17 protein-coding genes are annotated in these 13,062 nt (G+C 60.5%); 6 read left to right on the forward strand and 11 right to left on the reverse strand.

The window, feature by feature from the left end:
• Positions 1-23 precede the first annotated feature (23 nt).
• From JG747_RS21170 to JG747_RS21215, 10 genes are all read right to left on the reverse strand, one after another.
• On the reverse strand, positions 24-1,100 hold the full coding sequence (locus JG747_RS21170) for a class I SAM-dependent methyltransferase (protein WP_202359976.1): 1,077 nt from the start codon (positions 1,098-1,100) through the stop codon (positions 24-26).
• 260 nt (positions 1,101-1,360) lie between these two features.
• On the reverse strand, positions 1,361-1,882 hold the full coding sequence (locus tag JG747_RS21175; RefSeq protein WP_202359977.1) for a GNAT family N-acetyltransferase: 522 nt from the start codon (positions 1,880-1,882) through the stop codon (positions 1,361-1,363).
• Positions 1,879-2,319 (reverse strand): GNAT family N-acetyltransferase, encoded by a 441-nt coding sequence (locus tag JG747_RS21180; protein WP_202359978.1) that lies wholly within the window; start codon positions 2,317-2,319, stop codon positions 1,879-1,881. The genes JG747_RS21175 and JG747_RS21180 overlap by 4 nt, the downstream gene beginning before the upstream one ends.
• Positions 2,316-2,816: a DoxX family protein gene (locus JG747_RS21185; RefSeq protein ID WP_202359979.1), complete on the reverse strand. Its 501-nt coding sequence runs from the start codon at positions 2,814-2,816 to the stop codon at positions 2,316-2,318. The genes JG747_RS21180 and JG747_RS21185 overlap by 4 nt, the downstream gene beginning before the upstream one ends.
• A 213-nt stretch (positions 2,817-3,029) precedes the next feature.
• Positions 3,030-3,737, reverse strand: coding sequence for an NAD(P)H-dependent oxidoreductase (locus JG747_RS21190; protein ID WP_096454034.1), 708 nt, complete (start codon positions 3,735-3,737; stop codon positions 3,030-3,032).
• Positions 3,738-3,765: 28 nt separating this feature from the next.
• Positions 3,766-4,242: a DoxX family protein gene (locus tag JG747_RS21195; protein ID WP_202359980.1), complete on the reverse strand. Its 477-nt coding sequence runs from the start codon at positions 4,240-4,242 to the stop codon at positions 3,766-3,768.
• 11 nt (positions 4,243-4,253) lie between these two features.
• Positions 4,254-5,039 (reverse strand): HvfC/BufC N-terminal domain-containing protein, encoded by a 786-nt coding sequence (locus JG747_RS21200; protein ID WP_202359981.1) that lies wholly within the window; start codon positions 5,037-5,039, stop codon positions 4,254-4,256.
• Positions 5,026-6,060: an MNIO family bufferin maturase gene (gene bufB, locus JG747_RS21205; protein WP_202359982.1), complete on the reverse strand. Its 1,035-nt coding sequence runs from the start codon at positions 6,058-6,060 to the stop codon at positions 5,026-5,028. Before bufB ends, JG747_RS21200 begins: the two co-directional genes overlap by 14 nt.
• 42 nt (positions 6,061-6,102) lie before the next feature.
• The gene (locus JG747_RS21210) at positions 6,103-6,372 is read right to left on the reverse strand and encodes a BufA1 family periplasmic bufferin-type metallophore (RefSeq protein ID WP_023766714.1); all 270 of its coding nucleotides are present in this window, start codon (positions 6,370-6,372) and stop codon (positions 6,103-6,105) included.
• Between the two features lie 230 nt (positions 6,373-6,602).
• A complete protein-coding gene (locus JG747_RS21215; protein WP_202359983.1) occupies positions 6,603-7,433 on the reverse strand; it encodes a patatin-like phospholipase family protein in 831 nt (276 codons plus the stop codon).
• 231 nt (positions 7,434-7,664) lie between these two features.
• Here JG747_RS21215 and JG747_RS21220 point away from each other — a divergent pair, with 231 nt between their 5' ends.
• From JG747_RS21220 to JG747_RS21245, 6 genes are all read left to right on the forward strand, one after another.
• Complete coding sequence (locus JG747_RS21220; RefSeq protein WP_202359984.1) at positions 7,665-7,940, forward strand: hypothetical protein; 276 nt, start codon at positions 7,665-7,667, stop codon at positions 7,938-7,940.
• A 190-nt stretch (positions 7,941-8,130) separates the two neighbouring features.
• On the forward strand, positions 8,131-8,406 hold the full coding sequence (locus tag JG747_RS21225; RefSeq protein ID WP_202359985.1) for a hypothetical protein: 276 nt from the start codon (positions 8,131-8,133) through the stop codon (positions 8,404-8,406).
• Positions 8,407-8,615: 209 nt separating this feature from the next.
• Complete coding sequence (locus tag JG747_RS21230; RefSeq protein WP_202359986.1) at positions 8,616-9,530, forward strand: LysR family transcriptional regulator; 915 nt, start codon at positions 8,616-8,618, stop codon at positions 9,528-9,530.
• A gap of 193 nt (positions 9,531-9,723) precedes the next feature.
• Positions 9,724-10,206 (forward strand): cupin domain-containing protein, encoded by a 483-nt coding sequence (locus tag JG747_RS21235; RefSeq protein ID WP_202359987.1) that lies wholly within the window; start codon positions 9,724-9,726, stop codon positions 10,204-10,206.
• 92 nt (positions 10,207-10,298) lie between these two features.
• A complete protein-coding gene (locus tag JG747_RS21240; RefSeq protein WP_202359988.1) occupies positions 10,299-11,501 on the forward strand; it encodes an MFS transporter in 1,203 nt (400 codons plus the stop codon).
• A 45-nt stretch (positions 11,502-11,546) separates the two neighbouring features.
• Entirely contained in the window at positions 11,547-12,011 is a 465-nt protein-coding gene (locus JG747_RS21245) for a DUF302 domain-containing protein (protein WP_202359989.1), read from the forward strand.
• 64 nt (positions 12,012-12,075) lie between these two features.
• Here the strand turns inward: JG747_RS21245 and JG747_RS21250 are convergent, their stop codons facing one another.
• Positions 12,076-12,987, reverse strand: a complete 912-nt coding sequence (locus JG747_RS21250; RefSeq protein ID WP_202359990.1) for a LysR family transcriptional regulator — start codon at positions 12,985-12,987, stop codon at positions 12,076-12,078.
• Positions 12,988-13,062: the final 75 nt, after the last annotated feature.

Below are 13,062 nucleotides of genomic sequence, written 5' to 3' on the forward strand. Positions count from 1 at the left end.
AAGACTCTCTTGCCTGGCCAGCCTTACGGGCGTGCCTCGAGAACCATGTTGAACGGGGTTTCGGTGGCGCGGCGGAACCGCTTGAACCCGCCACCCGACACGACCTTGCGAAGCCTCGCCTCGCCGGCCTGGGCGCCGAGGGCCAGCCCGACCTCCTGGGAGAGCGACGCAGGCGTGCAGATGAAGGTCGAGGCGGCGTAGTAGATGCGACCAACCGGGTTGAGGTTGGCCGAGAGCTTGTCGTGGGCGAAGGGCTCGACAATCATCCAGGTGCCGTCCGCCTTGAGCGCGTTGTGCACATGCTTGGCAGCGCCCTCCGGATCGCCCATGTCGTGCAGGCAGTCGAAGAATGCGACGAGATCGTAGGTGCCTGGGAAATCCTTGGCCGCCGCAACCTCGAAGTTGGTGTTGCTGGCGACGCCGACCTCTCTCGCGGCGGCGCGGGCGCGCTCGATCGACGGGGCGTGATAGTCGAAGCCGGTAAAGCGCGACTTCGGGAAGGCCTTGGCCATCAGCACGGTAGAGGCGCCATGGCCGCAGCCGACATCGGCGACGTCTATGCCGCGCTGCAGCCTTTCGACAACACCATCAAGCGCCGGCAGCCAGGAGCCGATAAGATTGGCGTTGTAGCCTGGCCGGAAGAAGCGCTCGGTGCCACGAAACAGGCAGGCGCTGTGGTCGTGCCAGCCGAGGCCCTTGCCGGAGCGAAACGCCTGTCTGACCTTCTCCTCGTCGAGCCACAGCGCCGAGACGACCTCGAAGGCGCCGGCCATGAAGGCGGGGCTGTCCTCGTTGACGAAGACCTGCTCCTGCTCGGGGCTGAGGTAGAAGCTGTCGCCCACCTCGTCATATTCGACATAGCCTGCCGCCGCCTGCGCGGAGAGCCATTCGCGGACCAGCCGCTCCTGCGTGTCGGTCCTTTTGGCGAGCTGTGCGGCGGTCATCTTGCCGCCCGCGCTCATTGCCGCGAAAAGGCCGAGCCTGTCTCCCAGCAGGACCGCCGCCCCGGTGGTGATGGCGCCGAGATCGCCGACCATCCTTCCTAGCAGGGCCTCCAGCTTTTCCTGGTCGGGCAGTTTTTCCTGATTGCGCTCTAGCATCGGCTTTCTCCTCCAGCTCGATCCCAAACACTCGCCATGGGCGACAAGCCATATCCCGTCTCCGGGGAAGGCCTGGCCATAACAGTCCACTATTCGCCCCTTAGCGATTGACTGTTACAGCTTCACAGGAACGTGACCGATGCCTTGGAGTTCTCAGAGAGAGCGGGCCTATACGCCGGCAGAACATCGGAGCGAATGTGCTACCTCAGGGTCGCCTGGCTCATCGCGTCAAAGGGATGCGAATCCTCATGCTAAGGCGCTCAAGCTTCGGAAAGAACAAGGCGCATCGCACAACGTCGGCTTGCTGGCATCCCGTGTTCGACTTCTCGACGCAGCACCTGACGAAGCCACTCTCCCGCTTGCGCATCGTCCAGCATCTGGAAGCCCAGCTTTTGGTAAAATGGAGCGTTCCAGATCACGTCGCGGAACGTGGTTAAGCTGAGGGCGACAAGGCCGCGGCCCCGCGCATTCGTGATTGCATTCTCAAGCAAGGCGCGTCCGATACCCGAGCGTTGCCGTTCCAGGCGAACGGCAAGTTCCCAGACGTGCAATGTGTCTTCCTGGATTTCCGCGCTCAGGAACGCGACCGGCCGGTCGTCGTGGCCCACCGCGACCCAGCACGTGCCCTTGGCCATGAGTTCACGGTGCCGCTCGACGGTTTGGTTGTCGTCATCGGCGATCCAGGCAAGGTCTGCAATTTCACGGTAAGCCTCACCAGCCGACTGTTCGATATCGGGTAGTGCTTCCGCGTCAGCTTGTTGCGCAATTCGAGTGGTGATCATGGAGTTGCCGTCGTGGCCTCCAGGGTTCTGCAGAGGATGACGTTGGAGTGTCCCTCGGGCCAATCTGCAAACTCAGCTACACGCACGAAACCGGCTTTTTCATACAGTCCTGGCGCCTGGAAATCATGGCTCTGCACCCAAATCCGCCGAACACCTCGAGCGGCGGCCTCGCCGGCGAAGGCGTTCAACAGCTCTCGCGCATAGCCGCGTCCCCTAAACGCCTTATCGATCCACATCTGTTTGAGTTCGGAAGTGCCTGCCCAGGAATATCCTGTTGCGACACCGACGATGCATCCGACCTCGTCGCGGATCACAAAGCCAAGGCCCCGGGCGTCATCGCGCCCAACAGCATATCGGTTGTAGGCGTAGATACTGTCTTCGATGGCGTCGATTTCAATTGCAGAAAGATCGTGCTGGGGTTGGGCAAGGATGGTCATCTCGCGCGCTCGATTCCCTTGGGCCGAGACAAGACTGTCTCAAGCGACAAACGGCCGGGACCACCTACTGCAAGCGTTGCAAGGCCGCCCAGGTAAAGCAGGATTATTTCGTAGCCGACAGGCCCGAACCGGATCCCTGTGGCTGTCACTTCGGCAAACTTCACGGAGAAGAATCCGTATTGGGAATGGACTGTGAACAATGCAGTCAAGAGCACGATCGCCATCGGCACACTGACGATCGGAATAAATGCGCCCGCCAGCACGGCACCGCCGCCGACAAGTTCAACCAGCGTGGTCAGCCATGCCAGAAATTGAGGCGCTGGAACTCCCAGTGTGTGAAGCGCGACGCCAAAGCTTTCCGGCCCTCTGCTGAGTTTGGCGTAGCCATGGGCAAGGAAGCCAAATCCCACGATCAACCTTATCGGCAACGGCGCCCACCCGGCAGCAGCACTTGAAGGGGAGAATGTGGTTCTTGAGAAAAGTTGACGGAAACGCATCCTGCGAACTTTCTTGTATGTGCGGTGTGTGAGAAGTCGGCACCGTTCGTTGTTCGCTCCGCGTCGGCTGATTGTTACGGGGCTTACAGCAACGTGACCGCCACCTGAAAATTCTCAACAAGAGTGGGACCTCAAATCGCCGGTGCATCAGACAAACGTGCGAGCTCAGGAATCGCGTGTGTGGCGTCCAGGCCGGTGAGGACAAGGCTTCTGTCACGCCGATTTCAAAACATAGGCCTCGTCGAAGTCCGCGAGCTTCGGATACGCGATGGTAGGGGCATATGCGAGGCTGAGGACGCGCTCACGGTAACGATCGAGCTGCATCCGGCGCTCGCCACCGCTGATGCGAACTGGTGCATGCACCAGGAATGGCTCGATCACCGTGAAGCCAACAAAGTAGAGTATCCCGTGGTTGATTGGGAACAGGATTTCATTGATAGGCCCGTTTAGTCCGCGGTCGGAATAGATCGGCTGCGGTCCGCCGATTGTGACGGAACACATTGCGCGCTTGCCTACGAAAACGCCGCGATCATACCATTTGCCGCCGCCATAGATGCGGCCGCCTGACGCGAACACTCGGTCAACCCAGCCCTTGAGGATTGCCGGTAGTCCGAACCACCAGAGCGGGAACTGCAGGATCAGCGCGTCGCACCAGAAAAGCTTGTCCATCTCCGCCTGGATGTCGGCAGCAAATCCGTCAAAGGCTGCCGCATTCGCCTCCTCGGCCTGCTGTCGGTAGTAGTTCGCGTCGCGCACGGTCGTAAAATTGCGGCGATCCGACACCGGATTGAAGCCCATGGCGTAAAGATCGGAGACGACGACCTGATGCCCTGCCGCAGACAGCGCCTCTTGTGCTGCGCGGGTGAGGGCGCCGTTGAAACTGTTGGGCTCGGGGTGGGCATGAATGATGAAGACGCGCACCGTGTGCCTCGCTACTCAATTGAAATGTTCACTTTCCGGACGCCGAGAAAGCCCGCTCGGCGACATGGTCGAGGGAGAACACGCCGGCGCCACGTGTCAGCACCAGAAGGAGCAACGAGGCCCACAGAAGATGCTCGGCCCAATTCTCCGGAAATACGAAGATCTGGATCACCGATACGACACCGAGCAGCATCAGAGCGCCGATGCGCGAAAAGAGCCCTAACAAAAGCAGCACCGAGCCGGTGATTTCGGCAGCTGTCGCCAGCGGCGCCGCAATCGACGGATCGATGAACGGTAGGTTGTATTCGCTGGCGAACAGCTGCAGCGTCACAGGCCAGGACGCCAGCTTGCTCTGCGCCGATTGCCAGAAGACATGCGCCACCGCAATACGGGCGGCGAGCTGGATCAGCGAGAATGGAATGCTTTCAGGCAATTTGATGATGCGCCTGTAGACACCAACAAGGCCAGTTGGGCCAGTCGAGGAATGATCTGAAATTGCGGTCATGACAGTCTCCATCAGTTTGAGAGGGGATGTATCGGGATACGCACGTCCGTAACGAGCTCGTCGCCAAACAGACGCACGAGCGCGGACACGAGATCGAAAGACGGATCGAGAGCGAGGGCGCGGCCCATGGCCTGTTCGAGGCCGAGGCCGTGCTTCAACGAATGCCGGAACGCAAAATTCGCACGATCGAGAAGAACCAGACGAACATTATCCCCGGCCCGCCACAACGCCACGCGTTGAGGGCGCCTTATCCAGGCACTCTGCTGGTCGATCGTCGCCTCTTGCTGGTGCGCCGTCCAAACGGACAGGATCGACCAGTGCGAAACGATCAGCCGCAGGGAGGGCTGCAACAGGATATCGGGTGAGGGTCCCAGATTGGTGCTGTCATATTCAGACAGGGTTCGCGACGGCAGGCAAACGGCGTCGAGCGCTTCTGCGATGGTCCATTCGAGCCGAGCCGTTTCGGCCACGATCGGCATGTCGGAAAGTGTGTCGATCGTCTTCAGGAAGCGCGGGAAGCCGGCGCCATAACGCGCCAGCCGCGACTCCACCGGCGGATGCCGTCGAATGAACTCGCTGGCTACGAAACGGAAGAACCGTTCATCGACAAGGCGAACCGTGACGGGAAACATCGCCATCAGCACCGAAGTGAGCGAACTGCGGGTGTTGTTTTGGTAGATACGCAGGCGCGCCAAAGGATCGGCCTTGCCGGCGGTCAAAATTTTTGCGGCGACCAACGGCTCCATGGAGAGCACCGAGCGCGCCATGGTGGTCTGCAAGTCTTCAAGCGGCAGCATGATATCCTCCCTGTATAATTGGCGGCAACGCTAACGGCATGACCTGTCCGGCCTTGGCGACGGCAAATGCCGCAAGCACGGGCATGCCTGTCCTTGCCTCGGTTTCGAAGGAAACGAGGGTGGACTGTGGTCGGGGTTTTGCGGCCGCCGTTTGTCTCGCGGCCTGCTTGCGGTTGAACATGATCGAAGCGGAAAGCATGTCGGCCCACATCGCTTCGCCGAGTAGCACATCGAGAACAGGAACATCGGTGTCCCATTCGATCAGGGTAGGGCGCGGTCCAAGCCGACTTATGGCATGCTGGTAGAGCGCCCAGACAACCGGTGGCACGCGCGAGCCATGATCGTCGATGAGCACGGTGTCGGTCCCGACGTGATTGGTCGCATGTCCGGCAAGATGGATCTCACCGATAGCCTCTACTGGCAGCGCATCGATGAAGGCTTTTGCATCATATTGGAGGTTGTGCGCCGAAACCTGGACATTGTTGACATCCAGCAGCAGGCCACAGCCGGTCCGCGCGACGAGCTCGGCCAGGAATTCGGCCTCGTTCATGGAGGAATCCACAAAGGCGACATAGGCAGACAGATTTTCGATCAGCACCTGCCGCCCCAGCGCGCCCTGGACAGTCTCGACATTGCGCGCCACGATCGCCAGCGCCTCTTCGTCATAGCGCAGCGGCAACAGGTCGTTCAGATAGGCGCCGTCGGCCACGCTCCAAGCAAGATGTTCCGAGACGAGATCGGGCTGGAAGCGCTCGCAGACCTTGCGCAGCCTTTCCAGATGATCGCGGTCCACTCCTCGCGCGCTGCCCAGCGAGAGGCCAACGCCATGAACCGATAGCGGATAGATTTGGCGCAGCCGGTCCAACGCTTCGACGCCGGCGCCGTGTCCCATGTAGTTCTCGGCATGCACTTCGAGCCAGCCAGCGGAGGGTCTGCGGGTCAGCATCTCGCTGATGTGAGGTGAACGAAGACCGATGCCCGCTGATGCGGGGATCGAGAGGCGCTGAAATGCACGGGACATCGGTCTGCTCCTTCCAAGGGGGTTGGCTCGAAGTCTGATCGGTTAGGCCTTAGGCTTGTCGCTGCCGCCAGCGATCTTCGCGCAGCTGCCGGCGGGCACGTAGAGCCACGAATCCGGCTGGTTGTCGGCGGTGGAGGTGCCGGCGCAGGAATGCGTCGCGGTCTGGCAGTCGTTCTGGCCAGCCTTGACGACGCCGTAGCACTTTTCGAAGGCGAAGGCGGGCTTGGCGGCCGGGCCGCTATAGGCGGCCGTTGCGGCCAGCGAAGTGGCGGCCGCTAGGGCCGATCCGATGAGGGTTTTGGCGTTGATCACAGACGTGTCTCCTGGTTGCGTTTCGAGGGAAAGACCGACCTTGCGGCCTGTCTGCAAGCAGTGTCCCTGATCCGGCGGCCGAGCTGAAATGCTGTCTCGGCATGGATTTGATACGCGGTCACTATGTTGAAGCCCCTGCCAAGCAAAAGCCCTCCGGCGGGGAACCGGAGGGCTTGCCGCCTGCGTTCGTGAGCGGGCGAAGCAGGCGCGGCTAGGCGGGAGGGGGGCGCCTAGACGTATCGATTATTGCTGTCGGCGGTCGGGCATTCGGCGAGCAGCCAATCCTCTGCTCGCTGCCGTCCTCTGTCACGCATGTCGGTCAGTTCACCCCAGTCGGTCCACGGTCTCGTGAACAGCGCCGAGGCGGCCTGGTGCTGGCTATCGAAGATGATGTGAATTGGCGTGCACGTTATCGAGCAAGGACTGGCAGCGAGACGGCGATCCGCACAGGGCGTCATGGACAATGATGCCTTACCGGTGACGATCAGCCGATGGCCGGTCTCAAACGGCTGCACTAACGGCAAAGCCGAAGCGTCGCCGTGGCCCCAATAGGTGTCGCCGCCAATCTCCACGGCCGGGAAGAAGAAGGGGATCGTGGCCGCCGCCAGTATTGCGTCGATCGACAATTGATCGCTGGCGAAGGTCTTCAAGGCGTCTGTGCGGGAATTCGAAGCCTGAATGCTGAGGCTCACCGGGCAGCCTGTCTTGCGGATCTCCGCAATGTCGATTGACTGTTCCAGGATCGATCTCAGTGGATTGGCTGCATCGAACATCGACGCATGACTGACGCGTCGCCAGAAGTTCGTGAGCGCCGTCCGGGCGCCACGCCGACCGCCCAAGGCCAGGCCATAGGCGAGAACCGCCGCCTCCGTTGCGCCGAAACCGGACGCCGTGATGTTGCCGAAGGAAAGGGCAGGCTCGTCCAACAAGCGGTCGAGGACACCCCAGACGAACGCGCCGTGTGCATCGCTTGTCAGAACAATGTCCACGACTTGCATGTCTGTCACTTCAGGTCCTGCAGCGACGAGTTCGTCGGTTTCAATTCCGGTCTGGATATGCATTGTCTCAGTCTCCATCCCAAAAGCGCCAAACTGGGCGTTTGGTGGAAGACTGCCGCATCTTCTCCTGTCGGCGAAATGCCAAGGTGGCATGAACTCCATAGGCAGATTGCATTGGCTGCATCGCCTCGTGCGTCGCAAGGTTTTGCAGGGCAGGCAAATCCCAGGATTTTGCTTTGAACCTGCGACACGCAGGTCGCCGGCGACCCTTCAGCACAAAGAAAGGAGCGTGTCGTGACAATACGAACTGCCTGCCTGGGGGCGATAGCCCTCGGCCTGCTTGCCGGGGCCGCCGCCGCAGATCCCTTGAGCGATCTTGCTGCGTTGCCGACGTTCTATACAGACGCCTCGATGAAGACGATGAAGCCGATGGCTGGCTTCAAGAAGGCTTGGTTCGCCATGCCGAAGCATGACCGGGTCACGATGACCAAGGCGTGCAAAGACCCGGCAATGAGCAAGCCTCATGCGCAATTTTGCGCCAACGTGCTCGCCTTGGGTGGCGCCAAGTAGCGGCCGCCGCCCAGCATCCGCAGGATGCAGAGCCGGTATAAACTTCATAAGCGGACGGCATTGGCGAAATACTGAGTGATTGCAGCAAAATTCATCTTGGCAAGGAGGAACCACATAGTTTTGAATTTCTGCCGAACATTACCGCAGTCGTCGATGAGATGATTGCTCAACTTCAGAGAAAGATCATACTATGAATATAAAATCTATCTGCCTCGGCGCCTTCGCACTTTCCGTTCTGAGCGGCGTTGCTTTCGCCGGCGTGCTCGACGAGCCGTCCAACATGCAGCCTTTCTTCACCGACGCCGGCATGAAGACGATGAAATCGGATGCCGACTTCAAAGCAGCCTGGGGCGCTATGTCGAAGGACAAACGGGATGCCATGAAGAAAGAATGCAACGACGCAGCGATGAGCAAGCCCCATGCCGAATTCTGCGTGAAAGTTCATCAGCTCGGCGGCAACAGCTGAACGTCAGCCTGGTTTTCCAGAGCGCTACGGCGAGCAAGTTGCTCGCCGTCGTCCCCTATGTCCCGCCAAAGCCTTTCAGTGGCGCCAAACCGCGCCAGCCCATGACGATATGCTATGAACTTTATAGCAGCGGTGCATTGGAACGTTGATGTCGTTTGCGGCAAGGTTCGGTTGAGCAAAAAAGGACTACGCAACGGGGACAAATCGGCATGGACATTCATCACATCCGCTACTTCCTTGCCGTGTGCGAGACGCGAAATTTCACGCGCGCCGGCGAAAAGTGCAATGTCACCCAGCCGGCGCTGTCTCGCGCCATCCAGCAGCTCGAAGACGAGGTCGGCGGCCTGCTGTTTCGCCGCGAGCGAAACCTGACCCACCTCACCGATCTTGGCGTGCTGCTGCGCCCTCGTTTCCAGCAGATCCTCGACGAGCTGACCGGAGTGCGGCAGGAAGCGTCGAGATTCTTGTGCCTGGAAAACGCCAACCTCAAGGTTGGCGTCATGTGCACCATCGGGCCGCGCCGCTTCACTGGCCTGCTGGCCGACTTCAACAGACGCCAGCAGGGCATCCAGCTGCAGCTGGTCGAAGGCGTGCCGGCATCGCTTTCCCAACTGCTCGAATCAGGGGAAATCGACGTTGCCATCATGGCGTCGAGCAACAGCTTTCCGGACCGGTTCGATGTGACCCCGCTTTATCGCGAACGCTTTGTCCTTGCTTTCCCAAACGGCCATCGGCTGGCTCGCAACGACAATGTCGCCATCTCCGAACTGGACGGTGAAAACTATCTCAGGCGGCTCAACTGCGAGTATCGTGATCACCTCGCCGGACTGTGCACCGACCGCGGCGTGAAGCTCAGGATCTCCTACGCCAGCGAGCGCGAGGACTGGATCCAGAATATGGTTTCAGGCGGACTTGGGATCTGCTTCATCCCGGAGTTCAGCGCAGTGATCCCGGGCTTGCAGGTCCGGCCCGTCATCGATCCCGAAGTCTGGCGGGAAGTGTCCCTGGTCGTCGTCGCGGGACGCAGGTTCTCGCCGGCGGCATCGGCCTTCGTCAACAGCGTCAAGGCGCATGGCTGGCCGGAAAGTGCCATACCCCAGGCAATCCACAAGACCGCAGCCTGAAGCAAACTCCAAGAAATTCTGGCACGGCGTGGCATGTGATGCCATGCGTCTGCGTGCAGCCATGATGGCTCACGATAGTTTTCAGGTATCGAATTGAAAGCCAGTCAGCATTTCTCTTTCTTCGCGGCTCCGATCACTCTCCCTGTCATGCCCCGCCTCCCGCGTTTGGGCACCGACAAAGGAGAAATACAAGATGGCTACCAAGAAACTCAACTTCGCGTTTGCGGTCGGGCTGCTTTCCGCAACTGCTGCCTTTTCCGCTGCTCCGGCCTTCGCCGGCGACTGCCCTGCCGGCCAGGCCGCCACGACCGACATCCAGGAACATCCAAGCAAGCCGGTCGGCGTTGTCGACACGGTTCTCTCCGCGATCGATCTGAGCAGCAAGGGCGAGGCCTGGAAAGGCAACATGCTGCGCCTGCGCAAGCTCGTTGTGCAGCCGGGCGGCGTCGTGCCATGGCATCAGCACAATGTCCGCCCAGCCAACATTATCGTCGTCGAAGGCTCGATCACCGAATATCGCAGCACCTGCAAGGTCGGCATCGATCATCCGGCTGGCGACGTGACCGCCGAGTTCGGCCAGCTCGCTCACTGGTGGAAGAACAACGGCAAGGTGCCCGCGGTGCTCTATTCGGCCGACGTCCTGCCGCCGGCAATGCACGAAGACCACATGATGTGAGCCGCTCGGCGCGGCGAACAGATTCCAGCATCAGCAACTGAAAGCGCGTCCTCGGGTGATCTCCTGGGGACGTGTGGCCACGGAGCCTTGTCATGACGACCAGTGAACAGACTGAACCGACGCGGCTGCGCATGGTTGCCGCTGACAGCTGGCGCTTCGGGCTGATTGCCCTGATCGCGTTTCTCACGCTCGTCGATTTGTTCGCCACCCAGGCCATCCTGCCTTCGCTGGTGATAAAATTCGGTGTTAGCCGCGCGACCATGGGTTTTGCCGTTAACGCCAGCACGTTCGGCATGGCTGTGGCCGGGATCGCGGTGGCGCTTTTCGGCAGGAACCTCGATCGCCGCAATGGCATCTGGATCAGCCTTGCGGTGCTGGCGATCCCGACGACGCTCTTGTCGCAGACCGACAGTATCTTGGTCTTCGCCCTGCTGCGTGTTGCCCAAGGCTTGTGTATGTCGACCGCGTTCACACTGACGATGGCCTACCTGGCCGAGCATTTTTCCGCGCGGCAGACGACGAGTGCGCTTGCGGCCTATGTGACCGGTAACGTCGCCAGCAACTTCTTCGGACGGCTGATGTCGGCCGCCGTCGCCGACACATTCGGCATTTCCACCAACTTCCTGACATTCGCCGCCCTCAATCTGATTGGTGCGGCTCTCGTCTGGTTCACGCTGCAGAAGACATCCGCGATGATGCGTGCCGACACGATAGGCGGGCCCGCCCGTGCGGCCTGGAAGGGTCCGCTGAAAAACACCGAGCTGCGCGGCTGCTTTGCCATCGGCTTCCTGATCCTCTTCGTATTTATCGGCACTTTCACCTATGTGAATTTCCAGCTCGTCGCCGCGCCACTATCGCTGTCGCCGATGGCGCTCGGACTGGTCTATTTCGTCTTCCTGCCTTCCATGCTGACCACTCCCCTGGCCGGGCGTGTCGCCGCGGGCCTCGGTCCAAGGGTCGGCATCGGTTCGACGCTCGTGCTGGCGATCCTGGGTTTGCTTTTGCTGCTCACGACCAGCCTTCCGATCGTTCTTGCCGGGATGGCGCTGGTCGCAATCGGCACCTTCCTGGCGCAGGCAATAGCGACAGGACACGTCAGCCGCACCGCCTCACACGACCGCGCCGCCGCAAGTGGCATTTACCTCGCCTCCTACTATGCGGGCGGGCTCGCCGGCAGCTTCGTCATCGGACAGATCTACGACCGGATCGGCTGGACCGCATGCGTGGCCGTGCTTGCCGCGGTCCTCGCCGGCGCGATCGCAGTGGCGCGCGTGCTTCAAACTCCAAAGGCATGAGACTTAACGGCCGAGAATCTTGACTATCCAACAAAGGAGACTGAGATGACCAACTACCTGAAAACCATGATTGCCGGCGGCGCCATAATGATGGCGATCGTTCTCCCAGCCGCAGCTTCGGACGGTGTTGTGACCGTGAAGAGCGACTATTCCGTCGGCGAGACGGTCGCGCGCATCAAGAGGGATGTTCTCAAGAAGGGCATCAAGTTCTTTGGCGTCATCGACCAGGCAAGACTTGGCAAGAATGCCGGCAACGATGTCAGGCCGTCTCGGCTGGTGATGTTTGGCAATCCGGCGCTTGGGACGACCTTCATCACATCAAATCCGGAAGCCGGGCTCGATTGGCCGGTGCGTGTTCTGGTCTATCAGACCGCGGATGGTGTGGTTTATGCGGCCTACAGCGATTTCGACTGGATCGCCAAGCGGCATGGAATTACCGACCGCGAGGCGCAGTTCAAGATGGCGACCGAAGTCATCCAGTCCGTCACCTCGACGATCAGAAAAAACTGAGCGCGAACGATGCGCCGGAGATCCGTGGCCGGGTATGCTAGGCAGGATGCTCGCCGCGACAAGGCTACTCGGCGGCGGACAATGCCTTCGCCCGCTCGCCGAACCACCTTTTCTGCGTAGCCTCGCGCACCAGCGCGCCTACCGCTGGCGAATGCCTGCGGCCGCGCACGGTGACAAGATTGACCTCGCGCCAGAATTCCGGGTCGGTGATCGGCAGGGCCACCACTCCCGGGTGCTTGACGGTATGCTCGGGCATGAAACCGAAACCAAGCCCGGCGGCGATCATCGCGAGTGTCCAATCGTCGCGATCGCTCCAGTAAACGGGGCTGACGGTCACGCCCTGCTCGGAGAGAACGGCGTCGGCATAGCCGGCAAATTCACAGTTGTTGCGGTGGATGTAACTTTCATTGCTCATGTCTTTCACTTGCACTCTGCGCTGGTTGGCGAGGTGATGGGTCAGATGGACCGCCATCACCATCTGCTCGCGAAAAAGCGGCAAGGAGTGCACTTCCTCATCGGGAACGTTCGACGGCAATGCGTAAATAGCTGCCTCGAGATCGCCCTCGAGCAGCCGCCGCCGTAAACTCGGCGCGTCGGCGTCGCAAAGATGAAGCTCCACACCCGGGTGATGGCCGCGGATGGACGAGATGAGCTCGATGATCTCGTCGGGAGCAATCGTGCTCATGATACCGACCCTGAGCGGCGTCTTCTTCAGATGCACATACTGCTCGGCTATCTGCTTGGCCTGCCGGGAGTTCTCAAAAACACCCTCAAGATAGGTTTCGACCATGCGGCCGAGTTCCGTTAGATGGGTGAAGCGTCGCTCACGATGAAAAAGGGCGCCGCCAAATTCGTCCTCCAGCAGCTTGATGGCACGTGAAAGCGCGGGCTGCGTGACGTTGCACTCCTCCGCCGCCCGGGTGAAGTTCAATTCCTTCGCGACGGCCAAGAAATATCTGACCTGACTGATCTCCACTGCACGCTCCCCCAGCGGGCATGCATACGGCACGACCCGTGTTGCGGCGTGATCTTACTAGTTGACCCTACGTCA

Source organism: Mesorhizobium sp. 131-3-5, assembly GCF_016756575.1.
GTDB lineage: Bacteria > Pseudomonadota > Alphaproteobacteria > Rhizobiales > Rhizobiaceae > Mesorhizobium > Mesorhizobium jarvisii.